Genomic DNA, 15,995 nt, shown 5'->3' on the forward strand with positions numbered 1-15,995 from the left:
CTGGATACGGAGCTCACTCTTGTCTGACTACGACCCCGTCGAGGTGACACCGTTGCATGCCGACGAGGTGTCCCGCATGGAGGCCGACGCCCTGGCGGCGATCAAGTCGGCCGACAGCCTCGACGCACTCAAGCAGGCCAGGCTGGCGCACGCGGGCGACCGCTCGCCCATCGCCCTGGCCAACCGCGAGATCGGCGCGCTGCCGCCGGCCGCCCGCGCCGAGGCGGGCAAGCGCGTCGGTGGCGCGCGCAAAGCGATCAACGAGGCCCTGGCCGCCCGGCAGGCCGAGCTGGAGGCCGAGCGGGACGCCCGGGTGCTCGTCGAGGAGTCCGTCGACGTCACCCTGCCGTGGGACCGGCGGCCCCGCGGTGCCCGCCACCCGCTGACCACGCTGCAGGAGCGCATCGCCGACGCGTTCGTGGCCATGGGCTACGAGGTGGCCGAGGGGCCGGAGCTCGAAGGCGAATGGTTCAACTTCGACGCGCTCAACATCGCCAAGGACCACCCGGCCCGGTCCGACCACGACACGTTCTTCGTCGGGTCCACCGAATCCGGCATGGTGCTGCGCACACAGACCTCGCCGGTGCAGATCCGCGCGCTGCTGCAGCGCGAGCTGCCGGTCTACGTGATCTCGCCGGGCAAGACGTTCCGCACCGACGAGCTCGACGCCACCCACACCCCCGTCTTCCACCAGACCGAGGGGCTGGCCGTGGACGAGGGGCTGACGATGGCCCACCTCAAGGGCACGCTCGACCGGTTCGCGGAGGTGATGTTCGGCGAGGGGATCACGACCCGGTTCCGGCCCAACTACTTCCCGTTCACCGAGCCGTCAGCCGAGATGGACCTCAAGTGCTTCGTCTGCCGCGGGGCCTCGGCGGTCCCGGGCAACCCGCCCTGCCGCACCTGCAAGTCCGAGGGCTGGATCGAGTGGGGCGGCTGCGGCATGGTCAACCCGCGGGTGCTGATCGCCTGCGGGGTCGATCCGGCGCGCTACTCCGGGTTCGCGTTCGGGATGGGCATCGAGCGCACGCTGATGTTCCGGCACAACGCCGAGGACATGCGTGACATGGTCGAGGGAGACGTGCGGTTCACGCTCCCGTTCGGAATGGAGATCTGATGAAGGTCCCGCTCTCCTGGCTGCGGGAGCATGTCGATCTCCCGGCGGTCACGGCCCACGAAGTGGCCGACAAGCTCACCGCGGCCGGGCTCAAGCTGGAGTCGATCACCTCCTACGGCCACGACGTCAAGAACGTCGTCGTCGGCGAGGTGCTCGAGATCGAGGAGCTGACCGGGTTCAAGAAGCCGATCCGGCACTGCAAGGTCGAGGTGGGCGAGGCGACCCCGCGCGAGATCGTCTGCGGCGCCACGAACTTCGCCGTCGGTGACCGGGTGCCCGTCGTGCTGCCCGGTGGCGTGCTGCCCGGCGGGTTCGAGGTGGGGGCGCGCAAGACGTACGGGCGCCTGTCCGAGGGCATGATCTGCTCCGAGCGCGAGCTCGGGCTGGGCGAGGACCACTCCGGCATCATGGTGCTGCCCGCGGACAGCCCGATCGGCGCCGACGTGGTCGAGCTGCTCGGCCTGCGCGACGACGTGATCGAGCTGGAGATCACGCCCGACATCGGCTACGCGCTGTCGATCAGGGGCGTGGCGCGCGAGGTCGCGATCGCCTTCGGGGTGGAGTTCCGCGATCCCGCCGACGTGGAGCTGCCCGAGGAGACCGGCGTGGCGTGGCCCGCCTCGATCGGCGACCCCACGGCCTGCGACCGGTTCGTGCTGCGCGAGGTCCGCGGGTTCGATCCGGCCACGCCCAGCCCGTTCTGGATGCGCCTGCGGCTCATGCGGGCGGGCATGCGCCCGGTCTCACTGGCCGTCGACGTCACCAACTACCTGATGCTGGAGTTGGGGCAGCCGCTGCACGCGTTCGACCGGGACGAGCTGGACGGCGAGATCGTCGTCCGCCGCGCGGTGGCCGGCGAGCGGCTGGAGACGCTCGACCACGTGGTTCGCGACCTCGACCCCGACGACATCCTCATCACCGACCAGTCGGGGCCGATCTCGATCGCGGGCACGATGGGGGGCCTGAAGACCGAGATCTCCGACGGCTCGACGGACATCGTGATCGAGGCCGCCCACTTCTCGGCGACCGGCATCTCGCGCGGGTCGCGCCGGCACGGGCTGGTGTCGGAGGCGTCCAAGCGGTTCGAGCGCGGCGTGGACCGGGAGCTCCCGCTCGTCGCCTCGTGGCGGGCCGTACACATGCTGGCCGAGCTGGGCGGCGCCACCGTGCAGCCCGGCGTCACGCACGCCCAGGTGGACGTCTCGCCGCCACGCATCGCGATCCCGGTCGGCCATCCCTCCGCGGTGGCCGGTGTCACCTACTCCAAGGAGACCGTGGTCGCGCGGCTGGAACAGGTCGGCTGCGTCGTGACCGACGGCGAGGACCCGGCGGTGCGCGAGGGCGGTGTCGCCCCGACCGGCGTCGTGACCGGCGGCGCGCTGGCGGCCAGGCTGGCCGTCAAGGGCGACGACATGATCACGGTGACGCCGCCGTCGTGGCGGCCCGACCTCACCGACCCGAACGACCTGGCCGAAGAGGTCATCCGCCTGGAGGGCTACGAGAACCTCCCGTCCGTGCTGCCTTCGGCGCCGGCCGGGGCGGGGCTCACCGAGGGGCAGCGGCTGCGCCGCCGGGTCGGCCGGGCGCTGGCCGAGGGCGGCTACGTCGAGGTGCTCAGCTACCCGTTCTTCAGCGCCGACGACTTCGACCGGCTGCTGCTGCCGGCCGAGGACGCGCGACGGCACGCCGTACGGCTGGCCAACCCGCTGTCCGAGGACGAGCCGCTGATGCGCACGACGTTGCTGCCGGGGCTGCTCAAGACCCTCGTACGCAACGTCGGGCGCGGGTTCGCGGACGTGGCGCTCTACGAGACCGGGGCGGTCTACCGGCCGCGCGAGGGCGCCGCCGAGGTGGCGCCGGTGCTCGGTGTGGAGCGCCGGCCGATGCCTGAGGAGCTGGCCTCCATCGAGGCGGCGCTGCCCGACCAGCCGCTACGGGTCGCGGTGGTGCTGACCGGGGAGTTCGAGCGGTCCGGCTGGTGGGGCGGCGGGCGCCAGGCCTCGTGGGCCGACGCGGTGCAGGCCGCGCGGCTGGTGGCGGCCGAGGCGCGGCTGGAGCTGTCGATCAGCGCCGACCAGCACGAGCCGTGGCACCCGGGCCGGTGCGCGGCCCTCTACGTGGGTGACACGCTGGTGGGGCATGCCGGTGAGCTGCATCCGCGGGTCGTGGAGGCGTACGGGCTGCCGGCTCGTACGTCGGCGATGGAGCTGGAGCTGTCGCGGCTGGAGGCCCGGATGCCCGGGCCGGTGGAGACCCCCGCCGTGTCGCCCTATCCGGTGGCCACGCAGGACGTCGCGTTGATCGTGCCCGACTTCACGCCGGTGGCCGATGTGGAGGCCGCGCTGCGGGACGGGGCGGGGGCGTTGCTGGAGTCGATCCGGTTGTTCGACGTCTACGTGGGCGCGCAGGTGGGCGAGGGGAACAAGTCGCTCGCCTACACGATGCGGTTCCGGGCTCCGGACCGTACGTTGACGGCCGAGGAGACCACGGCGGCCCGGGACGCGGCGGTGGCCATGGCCGCCGACCGGGTGGGCGCTCAGCTGCGGAGCTCCTGAGCTGCTTGGGGGCCGGTGCGGCGGGGTGCCGTGCCGGCCCTATCGAGTGCGAGCCTGGTAGAGCGTGGTGAGTTCGATGTCGATGTCGAACGGGACCGAGAGCTTCAGCCTGTCGTGGTATATGCCGTTGCTCGCGTAGGTCATGGTGGCAGGATCGAGTTCGTACACGAAGACGGCTGGCTTGCCGCCGATCTCCTCGATTCGCCAGTAATGGGGAATCCCCGCCTTTGCGTAGAGGACTGGCTTGCGCTCCCTGTCGCGAACCTCGGAGTCCGGTGAGACCACCTCGACAGCGAGCACGACGTCCTCGGCCTCGAAACAGGTGACCTCGCGGCCGATGATCGCCTCAGGCCCGATGACGATGAGGTCGGGCTCCGGGCGTTGCTGTCGTCCGAGCTTCACGCTCATCTCTTGGCGCACTTCATGGCCTGGCGGCACGAGGTCTTCGAGCTGGACGTGCAGGCGGAAGAGAGCTGTGTGGTGGAAGTCTCGCTGGAAGCTCGCGAACACCAAGCTTCCATCTATCAACTCTGTGTGCGCAGGCAAGTCCGGAATGTGATCGAGATCTTCTGCGACGAAGCCCTCGGGCGGCGGGAAGACCCAGTCGGGGAGCGAGGGGGCTTCCGCGGTCATGGTCCAACGCTAGCCAATAGCGCGTGCTCACGCCGGGTGAACGGTCATGCGCGCTCGTGTACTTTTGCGCAGGAGTGGAGATCCGGGAGGATTCGGTCATGAGTCAGTTGCTGGTGTTCGATGAGCGGGATGACGCCGAGGAGGTCGCGCGGACGCTGGGGGAGTGGTTTCCGCGGCTCGGGGTGCTGCGGGTGGTGCGGGAGACGCTCGCGGGGGAGGACGACGCCGAGGACGCTCAGTGGGTGGTCGTCGTGGAGGGGCTCGACGGCGGGGCGTTGGCTCAGGTGGATGAGCTGGTGGAGCGGTATGAGGGGTGGCGAGAGGCCGGCTGAGGGGGTCGTCGGCTCATAGCTTGTTGATCTCGGAGAGGTCTATGACCACATCGAAGGGAACCGTCACCTTCAGCTACTCGAAGTGGACGCCGGTGTGGGCATAGGACCGGGTAACGGGATCCAGCTTGTAGACGTAGACCGCGGGTTTGCCCGACTCCTTCTCGACCAGCCAGAAATGAGGAATGCCGGCGTCGGCATAGAGCTGCGGCTTGCGACCACGGTCGCGGAGCTTGGATTCCGGTGAGACGACCTCGATGACAAGGAGCACATCCTCCGCCTTGTAGAAAGTCTCGTCATCGTCACGCACCGCTGCGGCCCTGATCACTGCGAGGTCGGGCTCCGGACGTTGGCTGGGGTCGAGGATGACGCTCATTTCGCGCCGCACCCGGAGGTCGTCTGGAGCGGCCTGGCGTAGGTGGGCAACGAGTAGATCGACGACCTTCATGTGGAAGGAGGCTTGGGGGCGCACGAAGACCAAACTTCCATCAATCAACTCTGTGTGCGCAGGCAAATCCGGAATGTGATCGAGGTCCTCGGCGACGAAGCCTCCCGGCGGCGGGAAGACCCAGTCTGGCAGCGAAGGAGTTGTCATCGTCGGGACCACCGCTTCGGCCGTCATGGTCCAACGCTAACCAATGTAGTGTGCTCACGCCAGGTGAACGGTCATGCACGCTCGTGTACTTTTGCGCAGGAGTGGAGATCCGGGAGGATTCGGTCCTGAACCAGTTGCTGGTGTTCGGTGAGCGGGATGATGTCGAGGACGCTCAGTGGATGGTCGTCGTGGAGGGGCTCGACGGCGGGGCGTTGGCTCAGGTGGATGAGCTGGTGGAGCGGTATGAGGGGTGGCGGGAGGCCGGTTGAGGGGGCCGTCAGATCTTGTCGATCTCGGTGAGGTCGATGGCCAGGTCGAAGGGGACGGTCAGCTTGAGCGACTCGTAGTGGATGCCGGTGAGGGCGTAGGTCCTGGTGGCGGGGTCCAGTGCGTAGACGTAGGCCACTGGTTTGTCCGAGTCGTTCTCGATGCGCCAGAAATGGGGTATGCCGGCCTGCGCGTAGAGCGCCGGCTTGCGGTGACGGTCGCGGAGTTTGGACTCCGGGGATACGACCTCGACGACCAGCAGCGTATCGGCGGGCCGGTAGAAAGTCTCATCCCCGGGGAGCGTCGCCTTGGCCTCGACCACCATGAGATCCGGCTCCGGGCGCTGGCTGGTGTCGAGAATGAGGCTCATCTCGCGCCGCACCCGCAGATGCTCAGGTGCCGCCCGGCGCACTTCGAGCTCGAGAAGCGACAGGACCCGCATGCGGAAGGAGGCTTGGGGGCTCACGAAGACCAAGCTTCCATCGATCAACTCTGTGTGCGCAGGCAAATCCGGAATGCGATCGAGGTCCTCCGCGACGAAGCCCCCCGGCGGAGGGAAGACCCAGTCAGGTAGCGAGGAAGTCGTCATCTCTGGGATCACCGCTTCGGCCGTCATCGTCCAACGCTACCAACCTAATGCGCTCACGCCAGGTGAACGGACGCATACGCGCGGCTGTTCGTCGGTTGCGAACAACGGCTCCCTCCGCGGTGCGGAGCGGCAGAGTGGATCGTATGCGAATCGCCGTGCTGTCCGATGTTCATGGGGTGTTGCCCGCGCTCGAAGCCGTGCTGGCCGAGCCTGACGTGGCGGGGGCCGATCTGATCGTGCTCACCGGCGATCTGGCGGCGGGGCCGATGCCGGTCGAGACGCTCGATCTGCTGGTCTCGCTCGGGGAGCGGGCCCTGTGGGTCAACGGGAATGCCGACCGGGAGCTGGTGCAGATCACCCGTGGGGAGACCTGCGAATATGCGGTGAGCCGGTGGGCGGCCGGGCAGTTGCGGGACGATCAGGTCGAGCTGCTGGCGGGGCTGCCCGACCGGCAGGTGGTGGAGTTGGGGCGGTTCGGGACGACGTTGTTCGTGCACGCCACGCCCCGGAGCGACGAGGAGATGGTCCTGGTCGACAGCTCGCTGGAGCGGTGGGGAGAGGTGCTGGCGGGGGAGAGCGCCGACACCGTGGTGCTCGGTCACACGCACATGCCGTTCGTCCGGCTGGCCGATCGGGTGCTCGTCGTCAACCCGGGGTCGGTGGGCATGCCGTACGGGAGACCCGGGGCGCACTGGGCCCTGCTCGACGGGGAGAGCGGGGCCGTGACGTTGCGATGCACGCCGCTCGACGCGGCCCGGGTGGGGGAGCGGCTGGTGGCAGGGAGCTCCTTCGAGGACATCGAGGGGTTCGTCGCCGCCTACGTGACCAGTGTCTATTCCGATGCCGAGGCGTTGCGGGTGTTCGGCGCGGCGGACACCCGAGCCGGTTAGCGCGGACAGTTGGGCCGGTCAGGCGGGAGCCTCCTGGGCGGTCGCCTCCCTGCGGGCCTGCTCCGCCAGGGCGTGCTCGCTCGTCCTGGCGTCATATCGGCGGAACTTCGGGAGTGCGGCGCCCAACGCCAGGACGCCGGCCACGCACAGCAGGCCGCCCGCGCCGAGGGCGAAGCGGGTGCCGCCGAAGTTGGCCATCAGGCCGGCCCGGGCGTCGCCGAGCATCGGGCCGCTGGCGTAGGAGAGGAGCTCGATGCCCGCCAGCCGGCCGCGCAGTTCCTGGGGGATCGTCTGGTTCCACATGGTCATGCGGAAGATGCCGCTGATCATGTCGGCCGCTCCGGCCAGCGCGAGGCCGATGAAGACCAGCCAGACGTTGGGGGCCAGGGCGGTCAGCCCCATCACCGCCCCCCACGCCGTGGCCGCGATGATCACGCCGAGGCCGTGGCGCCGCACGCGGGTGGTCCAGCCGCCGGTGACCGAGGCGATCAGGGCACCCACGGCGGCGGCCGAGTAGAGCAGCCCCAGGGCTTGGGGCGAGTCCAGCTCGTCGGCCAGGAAGGGGAACAACGCCGTCGACATCGCGAACACCATCGCCGCGATGTCCACCAGGTAGGTCCCCATCAGGTCGCGGCGGCCCACGGCATAGCGCACGCCCTCCACCAGGGACTTCAGCGACGCCGGTGCGGCGTCCTCGGCGGCGGGCAGCGACCGGATCCGCCAGAGCAGTGCCAGGGACAGCAGGAAGCTCAGCGAGTCGAGGCCGTAGGCCAGCCCAGGGCCGTACGCGGTCACCAGCAGGCCGCCGAGGGCCGGGGCCACGATGGCGCCGAAATTCCACCGCATGCTGGACAGTACGGCCGCCGCGGCCTGCTGGTCGTGCCTGACCACCTGCTGGAACACGGCCTCCAGGCTGGGGCGCTGCAGGCAGGTGATGCCGGTGGAGACCGCGCCCAGCACGTACAGGACCCAGACCTGGGGGTCGGGGAGGAGCGCGTTGACCATGAGGGCCGTCGAGGTCCCCAGGAGGCCCAGCTCGCTGAGGAGGATGATCTTGCGGCGGTCCAGCGCGTCGGCGATCGCGCCACCCCACAGGCCGCACACCACCATCGGCACGAACGCCGCCAGGCTCACCAGGCCGACCGCCAGGTAGGAGTCGGTCAGCTGCTTCATCTGGTAAGGCACCGCCACCATGGTGATCATGGTGCCGAACATGGTGATGACGCCGGAGGCGAAGAGCAAGCGGTAGTCGCGCGAGTCCCGTAGCGGGCTGACGTCGATGGAGAGCTGGCGGGCGAGCCGTTTCAGTGGGTCGAGCACGGAACAAGAGTCTGTTGGGCATGCCGAGGAGCGGGCAAACCATTTTTCGCCGGGACGGGTTCAGGCCCCCGGGACGCCGGGGGCCTGAGGGGGTGGCGGTCAGGCGGTGGGGACCTTGTCCAGGAAGCCCAGGACCTTGCGGATGCGGCCGTCCTCGGCCAGCTCCACCACGTCGAAGCCGATGGCGACCGGCTCTCCGCCCGCCGGGCCCAGGTGCCAGGTGAAGCGGGCGATGTGGTGGTGGGTCTCGTACACCTCGCCCGGGGTGAAGACCAGGCCGGGGAACATGTTCTGGGCGCCCTCGATCACCGCGGCCATCGCGGCGTGTCCGGTCACGTCGGCCAGCGGGTCGGTGTACGCGCAGTCCTCCGTCCACACCTCGGCCACGGCCTTCGCCCGGCTGTCGGGGTCGGTCTCGTTCCAGGCGGCGATGTAGCGGTCGATGATGGTCATCTCTGATCTCCTTGGTGGTGATTATCGGGTCTTGCGGAGGGCGAGGAACTGGAGTTCGCCGAAGACGGCGACCACCAGGGCCTGGGCGATGGTCCAGAACGTGCCGGCCGTGGTGAGGTCCAGGGCGCCGGTGACCAGCGTGAGGAGACTCGCCAGGGGCCAGGCGGCGTTCAGCGCGATCACCGCCCAGGTGAGGGAGGGCGGGATCGGGTGGCGGGTGGACAGCAGGCCCACCGCGACGCCGTACACCAGGAGGCCGGCGCCGATGGCGCGCAGCAGGGCCGGGCCGGGGCCCAGCAGCTCGCTCACGGCGGGGGCCAGGGCCAGGTACGCCAGCCCGTTGGCGGCGGTCACGACGGCATCCGTGGCCAGCGTGAGGCGCAGCAACTTCGTACGGCCGGGGGTGACGGGAAGGGCGGTCACGGCGGGCTCCTTACGGTGACGCGGTGGGTGCTGACATGGGAAAGATGTCAGCCGCGGCGTAGGGGCCGCGATTACGCGTCAGATAAAGGAGCAGTGCTTGCGTGCCGCGATGAGGGGTTCTAGCTGCGGAGACGTCCCCGATGTGACGATGGGCACAGTCCGCTGGCTCGGCGCCGCCGGTGCGGGGCGGGGCCGAGCACGAGGGAGGGAGCGGCCGGCCTTGGCCGGAGGGCGCCGGGGATGGTCAGGAGCCCAGGATCTCCCGGCGGAGGTGGGTCTTAAGGATCTTGCCGCCGGGATTGCGCGGCAGCTCGCCGTCGCGGAACCACACGTGCGCCGGGATCTTGAACTTGGCGATCCGGTCGGCCAGGAACTCCCGCAGCTCCGCGGTCGTCACCGACCGGCCGGGCGCCAGGCGGATGACCGCGCCGACCTCCTCGCCCAGCTCGTCGTCCGGCACGCCGATCACCGCCGCGTCGTCCACCGCCGGATGCTCGAACAGGGCCGCCTCCACCTCGGCGCAGTAGACGTTCTCGCCGCCCCTGATCACCATGTCCTTGGCCCGGTCGACGATGTAGACGAAACCCTCGTCGTCGATCTTGGCCAGGTCGCCGGTGTGCAGCCAGCCGTCCACGAACGTCTGCGCCGTCGCCTCCGGCCTGTTCCAGTAGCCCATGATGACGTTCGGGCCGCGTACGCAGAGCTCGCCCACCTCGCCCGGAGGCAGCTCGGTGCCCGCCGGGTCCACCACCCGCAGGTCCACCACGGCCGTCGGGAGGCCGATGCTGTCGGGCCTGGCCTGGTAGTCGGCGCCGCCGTTGCCGATGGCCAGGGCGGTCGTCTCGGTCATGCCGTAGCCGTTGGAGGGAGCGCGGTTGGGCAGGTTCGCGGTGATGCGTTCCAGGAGCTTGGGCGGGGCGGGGGCGCCGCCGTAGCCGAGGGTGGCCAGGGAGGACAGGTCGTACTTGCCGAAGTCGGGATGGGACATGAGCTGCCAGGCGTTCGTGGGCACGCCGATCATGGCGGTGACCTTCTCCCGCTCGATCAGGCGCAGGGCCTGCTCGGGGTCCCACTTGTACATGAGCACCAGGCCACCGCCGGTGAACATCGTGGTGGTCAGGGCCGAGAAGCAGCCCGTGACGTGGAACAGCGGAACGGTCAGCAGGGTGATCCGGCGGCCCCCGGCCGCGGCCGCCAGGTCCTTGCCCGCCATGGCGAGCGCCCGCATGAACCCGTAGGAGACGGTCATCGGCGACTGGCCGAGGTTGCGGTGGCTGCCCAGGGCGCCCTTGGGGTGGCCGGTCGTGCCGGAGGTGTAGAAGATCGTGGCCGGGTCCTCGGGGGAGAGCTCGACGTCGGGGAGCTTCACGTCGGCGGTGACCTCGCCCATGACCTCGTCGTACGCGCGCGCGCCCGCGGGCACCTCGCCCCGGGTGACGATCAGCGGCACTCCCGTCGAGGCCAGCCGGGCCGCGCGCTCGCCGTCGGCGATCAGCACCTTGGCGCCGGAGTCGCGGACGCCGTAGGCCAGCTCGGCCTCCGTCCACCAGGCGTTCAGCGGTACGGCGATGGCCCCCGCGGCCAGCGCGGCCGAGAACGAGACCACCCATTCCGGGTAGTTGCGCATGGCCACGGCGACCCGGTCGCCTTTACGGACTCCGTATTCCCCGATGAGGCGGCCGGCCAGGGTGGCGGCGCGGCGGAAGTGCTCCTCGAACGTGATGTGCTCGTCCTCGTACGCGAGGAAGATCTGCTCGCCGTGGAACCTGCTCATCTCCAGCAGGGCGCGGAAGTGGGCGGGGGCGTGCTTCCACGTGCGTATCCCCGTGCCGCCGATCTCCTCCATCTCGAACAGCTGGCCGGGACCGGTGAGCTGGGCCTGGGCCTGGTCGTGCGAAAGGGACATACGCAGAACTCCCGCTGTAGAGGATTATTCCGGATAAATCACGATACCGACCGGCCGGTACGTCGCGCTAGATCGGGACAAACGGCCACATGGAGGGAGGTCTACCCAGGTCGCTTGCCCGGTCCGCCATCGTGTCCAGCCCCCTCCGGAACGGTCGGTACCAATCTCGCGGAGCGGCCGAGGCCGATCAAGGCTTATGAAAGTTTCATTTTTCGTCCGATAGTTTTTGGTCGCCAACTGCCGCTTTGGCGCTGGAAGAAGCGCGGCATTGACCGTACAGACGCATGTCAATAGCGTCAGCGATGCGGTCCGATCGGGATCGAAACTTTCGGAAACGAGTGCCTGCCTCCGGAGGTAGATGTCCGTGCGTTCGTCCTCGCTCCTCAGAGTCCTCACGCTGCTGGGGATGCTCCTAGCCTTCCTCGTGCCCGCCACCTCGGCAGAAGCGTCCGGGCCGCTGCGCACGCACGCGGCCGGCCGGGGCAAGTTCATCGGCACGGCGCTCGCCACAGGCCCACTCTCCAACGAAACCCAGTACCGCACCATAGCGGGGCAGGAGTTCAACCAGGTCACCGCCGAGAACGCGATGAAGTGGGAGTCCACCGAGCCCAGCCAGGGCCAGTTCACCTTCTCCGGCGCCGACGCCATCGTCGACTTCGCCACCCAGAACAACCAGCAGGTCCACGGCCACACGCTCGTCTGGCACAGCCAGACGCCTGGCTGGGTGCAGGGCCTGAACGCCACCGCCATGCGCTCGGCGATGCAGAACCACATCAGCCAGGTCGTCGGGCGCTACGCCAGTAACCCGGCCGTGGTGTCCTGGGACGTCGTCAACGAGGTCTTCGACGACAACGGGAACATGCGCACGTCGTTCTGGTACAACACCCTGGGTTCGAGCTACATCGCCGACGCCTTCCGCGCCGCCCGGGCGGCCGACTCCAACGCGCGCCTGTGCATCAACGACTACAACGTCGAGGGCATCAACGCCAAGAGCACCGCGATGTACAACCTGGTCTCCTCGCTGCGCCAGCAGGGCGTGCCCGTGGACTGCGTGGGCTTCCAGGGACACCTCGCCATCCAGTACGGCTTCCCCGGCCAGGTGCAGCAGAACCTGCAGCGCTTCGCCGACCTGGGCGTCCAGGTGCGCATCACCGAGCTGGACGTGCGCATGCAGATGCCGCGCGACGCCACCAAGGACACCACCCAGGCCACCTACTACCGCAACGTCGTGAACGCCTGCCTGGCCGTCACCGCCTGCGCCGGCATCACCATCTGGGGCTTCACCGACCGGTATTCATGGGTGGGCGACACCTTCCCCGGTGAGGGCGCCGCGCTGATCTACAACGAGAGCTACCAGCAGAAGCCGTCCTACACCGCCGTGCACGACGCGCTGGCCGGCGGCACCAGCACCGACACCACGCCGCCGACCACCCCGGGCACGCCGAGCGCGAGGAACGTCACCGCCAACTCGGCCGGCCTCACCTGGTCGGCCTCCACCGACAGCGGCGGCAGCGGCCTGGCCGGGTACAACGTCTACCGCGAGCAGGGCGCCACCGACCCGCTGCTCGGCCAGTCCAGCACCAACTCGATCACGCTGACCGGGCTGAGCGCCGCCACGCAGTACCAGGTGTACGTGCGGGCGCGCGACGGCGCCGGGAACCTGTCCGGCAACTCTCCGGTGGCCACCTTCACCACCACGACCGGTGGCGGCCCCGGCCCGGGCGGCTGCACGGCGACGGGGACCGTACAGACCCAGTGGAGCAACGGGTACGTCGTGCAGCCCGTGACCGTCACCAACACCGGCACGTCCGCCAAGAGCGGCTGGACCGTCACGGTCACGCTGCCGGCCGGGCACACGGTGACCGGTTCGTGGAACGCGGCCCTGAGCGTCAGCGGGCAGACCGTCACGGCCCGGAACATGGGCTACAACGGCAACCTGGCGCCCAACGCCGGCACCACCTTCGGCTTCCAGGTCAGCAGGCCGAACGGAGACACGCAGACCCCGTCGGGGTACACCTGCGCGTAGCAACCGCCGGCGTGACCTGCCGGTCCCACGGCCGGCAGGTCACGCTCTCGCCGCGGAACGATTGCGTACGGTGGAATCATGTTCTTCGAGCCCCCGCCCGCGCAGGAAGACACGACGCACACCCCCGAGCCCGGGCTGCCGGCCTGGGCCGCCCCGCCTGCCGACGAGATGGGCGCGGTGATGCTCAGCGGCCTGGTGCTGGCCCGCAGCCCCAACGTCACCGTTCACTTACCGACGATCCGGGCATTCGGCGACGGCTGCCTGCTGAACGTGGACCTCTACACGAGGCCGCACACCCTGTCTCCCGAGGACTACCAGTCCCTTTTCTTGTCCGTTATACAGAATCTGATGGCCAAGGTGGGCGGCGGTCGGCTGCCGGATACCTTGTTGCGGTTCGGCGTGCGGTTCGCCGACGGAACCAAGGCCACCACCATCGGATCGCATCTGAGCAGGAGGCAACTCCAGCAGGAACCGCCACCACCAGGGCCGCGGCTTTCCTGGCTGCTCGGTGGCGTGGCGATGCGCAGCGGTGACCAGGACACGGGTGTCATGCCGCTGGGATTGTGGCTCTGGCCCTCGCCGCCCCCTGAGCCCTTCGAACTCGCCGTGGAGTGGCCTGCCGGGGGGATCGCGCTGAGCATCGCCGAGCTGGACGGCGCGGCGATCGCGTCCGCCGCCCGGCGATCGGCGCCGTCCTGGCCGGATCCCACCTGAGTGGCGGGGCAGGGTCAGGGTTCCAGGGTGATGCCCTCGCGTCGCAGGTCCTCGATGATGCCGTCCACCAGGCGGGTGGCGACGGTGTGGTGGAGGTGGCCGTCGTCGCGGAGCTCGCGTACGGCGGGGACCGGGTCGGGGTCGGAGAACAGCCGCTCGTCGGTGTAGTCCACCGGCCGGCCCGTCGGGTCGAGGGTCCACCAGGAGGCCTCCAGCGCGATGCCGTTGGGGTCGCTGAAGTAGATCGAGCGCAGGAACCCGTGGTCGACGACGTCGGTGACCTCGCAGCCGTGCGCCTTGAGCCGGTCGCGCAGCCTGATGAGCGCGTCCTCGTCCGGCAGGTGCAGCGAGAGGTGGTCGAACTGGGCCGCCTTGGCGTACGGGACCCCGGCCGGCTTGGCGAAGCTGTCGAGCGGCTGGTCCGCGTACTCGAAGAAGGCGATGGTGTTGCCGGGCGCCACTTCGAAGAAGTAGTGCTTGAACGCCGGGACGGCGAGCGTGGTGACGAGGCGGGCGTCGAGCACGCCGTGCCAGAAGCGCACGGTGGCGTCCATGTCCGCGGTCACGAGGGCGAGATGGTGCACGCCGCGCCAGTGCACCGTGTCTGGGGTCGCAGCCATGCGTCAAACGTACGCCTTTCAACTATCCGGAGTAAGTGGCAGGTTTCCGCCGTCCCGCCGCCGCCGTTGTAGGTTGGATCAACCGGTACGCCGGAGGAGGGAGCGGGCGGATGGGACTCCGCAGCGAGATGCCGTTGCTGGCCCGCCACGAGGGCGAGTGGGAGGGCGAATACCGTCATCTCGGGCGGGACGGGACCCTGCTCGACCACCACCGCGTCCGGATGACCTGCACGATCGTCGACGACACCGCCTACCACCAGACCAACCGCTACACCTGGGACGACGGGCGGACCGAGGTGCACGAGTTCCCCGGCACCTACCTCGGCGGCGGGCGGTGCGGGTTCGACACCGAGCGGCTGGAGGGCGAGTTCCGCGAGCTGGACGCCAGCACCATCTACCTGACCTGGCGCTACAAGGGGCAGGACCTGCGGCTCTACGAGCTGATCGTGCTGAGTGAGGACGGCAGGTCGCGCAGCCGCGTCTGGCAGTGGATCGAGGACGGCGAGTGCGTACGGCGTACCTTGATCGACGAGAGGAGAGTCGGCTGAATGCCGCACTTCACCGCCCTGGCACTGCAGCTGGAGACCAGGGCCGTCAACGGGGTGGCCGATCCGCGGGCGGCGATCATGGCGGCCGTCGGGCGGGTGGATGAGCGGGTCGGGGGTTCCAAGGCGTGGCTCGGGCCCGAGTTGCGGCTGGTGGTGCTGCCGGAATATGTGCTGACCGGGTTCCCGGCGCGGGAGGGTTTCGCCGAGTGGCGGGCGCGGGTCGCGCTCGATCCGGACGGCCCGGAATACCGGGAACTGGCCGCGATTGCTGCCCGGCACGCGGTGTTCCTGTGCGTGAACGCGTACGAGCGTGACGAGCACTTCCCCGAGCTGTACTTCCAGGCGTCGGTGATCTTCTCCCCGGGCGGGGAGGCGGTGCTGCGTTACCGGCGGCTGCACTCCATGTTCACGCCCACTCCCTATGACGTGTGGGAGCGTTACCTGGAGATCTACGGCATCGACGGGGTGCTGCCGGTGGCCCGTACCGAGATCGGCAACCTGGCGGTGGTCGCCTCGGAGGAGATCCTCATGCCGGAGCTGGCCCGCGTTCTGGCGCTGCGCGGTGCCGAGGTGCTCTGCCACCCCACCTCCGAGGTCTCCTCGCCGGTGCTGACGCCGAAGGCCATCGCCCGCCGGGCCCGGGCCGTGGAGAACCTGGCCTACGTGGTGTCGGCCAACAGCGGCGGCCTGGCCGGGATCGCGATCCCGGGCGACTCCACCAACGGCGGTTCCGAGGTGATCGACACCCAGGGGCGGGTGCTCGCGCAGGCGGGCCCGGGCGAGTCGCTGGTGGCCGCGGCGGAGCTTGACGTGGCGGCGCTGCGCCGGCTGCGGCGGCGGCCCGGGATGGGCAACCTGCCGAGCCGGGTGAAGACCGGGCTGTGGGCCGAGGAGTACGCCCGGCACGACGTGGAGCGGCCGGACGGGTTGTCGGACGGGGCGCGGGACCGGTCCTGGTTCCGGGCCAGGCAGGTGGAGGCGATCGCCCGGCTGTACGGCGAGGGCTGACG

Annotated in this window: 17 protein-coding genes; 9 read left to right on the forward strand and 8 right to left on the reverse strand. The window is 69.6% G+C overall.

The window, feature by feature from the left end; all coding sequences use genetic code 11:
* Window positions 1-76 precede the first annotated feature (76 nt).
* Both pheS and BLS95_RS43185 read left to right on the forward strand, forming a co-directional pair.
* Window positions 77-1,117: a phenylalanine--tRNA ligase subunit alpha gene (gene pheS, locus BLS95_RS43180; protein WP_245765649.1), complete on the forward strand. Its 1,041-nt coding sequence runs from the start codon at window positions 77-79 to the stop codon at window positions 1,115-1,117.
* Complete coding sequence (locus BLS95_RS43185; protein ID WP_090945405.1) at window positions 1,117-3,672, forward strand: phenylalanine--tRNA ligase subunit beta; 2,556 nt, start codon at window positions 1,117-1,119, stop codon at window positions 3,670-3,672. The genes pheS and BLS95_RS43185 overlap by 1 nt, the downstream gene beginning before the upstream one ends.
* 39 nt (window positions 3,673-3,711) lie before the next feature.
* Here BLS95_RS43185 and BLS95_RS43190 read toward each other — a convergent pair whose 3' ends face one another.
* Window positions 3,712-4,305: a Uma2 family endonuclease gene (locus tag BLS95_RS43190; protein ID WP_090945406.1), complete on the reverse strand. Its 594-nt coding sequence runs from the start codon at window positions 4,303-4,305 to the stop codon at window positions 3,712-3,714.
* Window positions 4,306-4,403: 98 nt separating this feature from the next.
* Between BLS95_RS43190 and BLS95_RS43195 the strand changes: the two genes are divergently transcribed.
* Window positions 4,404-4,637: a hypothetical protein gene (locus BLS95_RS43195; protein WP_176993685.1), complete on the forward strand. Its 234-nt coding sequence runs from the start codon at window positions 4,404-4,406 to the stop codon at window positions 4,635-4,637.
* A 73-nt stretch (window positions 4,638-4,710) separates the two neighbouring features.
* On the opposite strand, the gene BLS95_RS43200 is transcribed toward BLS95_RS43195, so the two are convergent.
* Window positions 4,711-5,256, reverse strand: a complete 546-nt coding sequence (locus tag BLS95_RS43200; protein WP_245765645.1) for a Uma2 family endonuclease — start codon at window positions 5,254-5,256, stop codon at window positions 4,711-4,713.
* A gap of 74 nt (window positions 5,257-5,330) precedes the next feature.
* On the opposite strand from BLS95_RS43200, the gene BLS95_RS56285 reads away from it, so the two are divergent.
* Window positions 5,331-5,498 (forward strand): hypothetical protein, encoded by a 168-nt coding sequence (locus BLS95_RS56285; RefSeq protein WP_176993686.1) that lies wholly within the window; start codon window positions 5,331-5,333, stop codon window positions 5,496-5,498.
* 8 nt (window positions 5,499-5,506) lie between these two features.
* Here the strand turns inward: BLS95_RS56285 and BLS95_RS43205 are convergent, their stop codons facing one another.
* Entirely contained in the window at window positions 5,507-6,112 is a 606-nt protein-coding gene (locus BLS95_RS43205; RefSeq protein WP_245765646.1) for a Uma2 family endonuclease, read from the reverse strand.
* Between the two features lie 116 nt (window positions 6,113-6,228).
* On the opposite strand from BLS95_RS43205, the gene BLS95_RS43210 reads away from it, so the two are divergent.
* Entirely contained in the window at window positions 6,229-6,975 is a 747-nt protein-coding gene (locus tag BLS95_RS43210; RefSeq protein ID WP_090945407.1) for a metallophosphoesterase family protein, read from the forward strand.
* Window positions 6,976-6,993: 18 nt separating this feature from the next.
* Here BLS95_RS43210 and BLS95_RS43215 read toward each other — a convergent pair whose 3' ends face one another.
* The 4 genes from BLS95_RS43215 to BLS95_RS43230 all read right to left on the reverse strand — a co-directional run bounded on the left by BLS95_RS43215 (window position 6,994) and on the right by BLS95_RS43230 (window position 11,077).
* Entirely contained in the window at window positions 6,994-8,295 is a 1,302-nt protein-coding gene (locus BLS95_RS43215) for an MFS transporter (protein WP_245765647.1), read from the reverse strand.
* Between the two features lie 99 nt (window positions 8,296-8,394).
* Window positions 8,395-8,748 carry a nuclear transport factor 2 family protein gene (locus BLS95_RS43220; RefSeq protein WP_090945408.1) on the reverse strand — a complete coding sequence of 118 codons (354 nt, stop codon included), beginning with the start codon at window positions 8,746-8,748 and terminating at the stop codon, window positions 8,395-8,397.
* Between the two features lie 21 nt (window positions 8,749-8,769).
* On the reverse strand, window positions 8,770-9,171 hold the full coding sequence (locus tag BLS95_RS43225) for a hypothetical protein (RefSeq protein ID WP_090945409.1): 402 nt from the start codon (window positions 9,169-9,171) through the stop codon (window positions 8,770-8,772).
* Between the two features lie 244 nt (window positions 9,172-9,415).
* A complete protein-coding gene (locus BLS95_RS43230) occupies window positions 9,416-11,077 on the reverse strand; it encodes a class I adenylate-forming enzyme family protein (protein ID WP_090945410.1) in 1,662 nt (553 codons plus the stop codon).
* A gap of 358 nt (window positions 11,078-11,435) precedes the next feature.
* Here BLS95_RS43230 and BLS95_RS43235 point away from each other — a divergent pair, with 358 nt between their 5' ends.
* Window positions 11,436-13,103, forward strand: a complete 1,668-nt coding sequence (locus BLS95_RS43235; RefSeq protein WP_090945411.1) for an endo-1,4-beta-xylanase — start codon at window positions 11,436-11,438, stop codon at window positions 13,101-13,103.
* Between the two features lie 78 nt (window positions 13,104-13,181).
* Entirely contained in the window at window positions 13,182-13,817 is a 636-nt protein-coding gene (locus BLS95_RS43240) for a hypothetical protein (protein ID WP_090945412.1), read from the forward strand.
* 14 nt (window positions 13,818-13,831) lie between these two features.
* On the opposite strand, the gene BLS95_RS43245 is transcribed toward BLS95_RS43240, so the two are convergent.
* Window positions 13,832-14,437: a VOC family protein gene (locus tag BLS95_RS43245; protein ID WP_090945413.1), complete on the reverse strand. Its 606-nt coding sequence runs from the start codon at window positions 14,435-14,437 to the stop codon at window positions 13,832-13,834.
* A 110-nt stretch (window positions 14,438-14,547) separates the two neighbouring features.
* On the opposite strand from BLS95_RS43245, the gene BLS95_RS43250 reads away from it, so the two are divergent.
* Entirely contained in the window at window positions 14,548-14,985 is a 438-nt protein-coding gene (locus BLS95_RS43250) for a DUF3598 family protein (protein ID WP_090945414.1), read from the forward strand.
* The gene (locus tag BLS95_RS43255; RefSeq protein ID WP_090945415.1) at window positions 14,986-15,993 is read left to right on the forward strand and encodes a nitrilase-related carbon-nitrogen hydrolase; all 1,008 of its coding nucleotides are present in this window, start codon (window positions 14,986-14,988) and stop codon (window positions 15,991-15,993) included.
* Window positions 15,994-15,995 lie beyond the last annotated feature (2 nt).

The sequence above is a fragment of the Nonomuraea jiangxiensis genome, assembly GCF_900099965.1.
GTDB lineage: Bacteria > Actinomycetota > Actinomycetes > Streptosporangiales > Streptosporangiaceae > Nonomuraea > Nonomuraea jiangxiensis.

Excerpts from the sequence above, each read along its gene's own strand:
- pheS (WP_245765649.1), top strand. The coding sequence starts at position 77 with ATGGAGGCCGACGCCCTGGCGGCGATCAAGTCGGCCGACAGCCTCGAC.
- BLS95_RS43185 (WP_090945405.1), top strand. The coding sequence starts at position 1,117 with ATGAAGGTCCCGCTCTCCTGGCTGCGGGAGCATGTCGATCTCCCGGCG.
- BLS95_RS43190 (WP_090945406.1), bottom strand. The coding sequence starts at position 4,305 with ATGACCGCGGAAGCCCCCTCGCTCCCCGACTGGGTCTTCCCGCCGCCC.
- BLS95_RS43195 (WP_176993685.1), top strand. The coding sequence starts at position 4,404 with ATGAGTCAGTTGCTGGTGTTCGATGAGCGGGATGACGCCGAGGAGGTC.
- BLS95_RS43200 (WP_245765645.1), bottom strand. The coding sequence starts at position 5,256 with ATGACGGCCGAAGCGGTGGTCCCGACGATGACAACTCCTTCGCTGCCA.
- BLS95_RS43205 (WP_245765646.1), bottom strand. The coding sequence starts at position 6,112 with ATGACGGCCGAAGCGGTGATCCCAGAGATGACGACTTCCTCGCTACCT.
- BLS95_RS43210 (WP_090945407.1), top strand. The coding sequence starts at position 6,229 with ATGCGAATCGCCGTGCTGTCCGATGTTCATGGGGTGTTGCCCGCGCTC.
- BLS95_RS43220 (WP_090945408.1), bottom strand. The coding sequence starts at position 8,748 with ATGACCATCATCGACCGCTACATCGCCGCCTGGAACGAGACCGACCCC.
- BLS95_RS43230 (WP_090945410.1), bottom strand. The coding sequence starts at position 11,077 with ATGTCCCTTTCGCACGACCAGGCCCAGGCCCAGCTCACCGGTCCCGGC.
- BLS95_RS43235 (WP_090945411.1), top strand. The coding sequence starts at position 11,436 with ATGTCCGTGCGTTCGTCCTCGCTCCTCAGAGTCCTCACGCTGCTGGGG.
- BLS95_RS43240 (WP_090945412.1), top strand. The coding sequence starts at position 13,182 with ATGTTCTTCGAGCCCCCGCCCGCGCAGGAAGACACGACGCACACCCCC.
- BLS95_RS43245 (WP_090945413.1), bottom strand. The coding sequence starts at position 14,437 with ATGGCTGCGACCCCAGACACGGTGCACTGGCGCGGCGTGCACCATCTC.
- BLS95_RS43250 (WP_090945414.1), top strand. The coding sequence starts at position 14,548 with ATGGGACTCCGCAGCGAGATGCCGTTGCTGGCCCGCCACGAGGGCGAG.
- BLS95_RS43255 (WP_090945415.1), top strand. The coding sequence starts at position 14,986 with ATGCCGCACTTCACCGCCCTGGCACTGCAGCTGGAGACCAGGGCCGTC.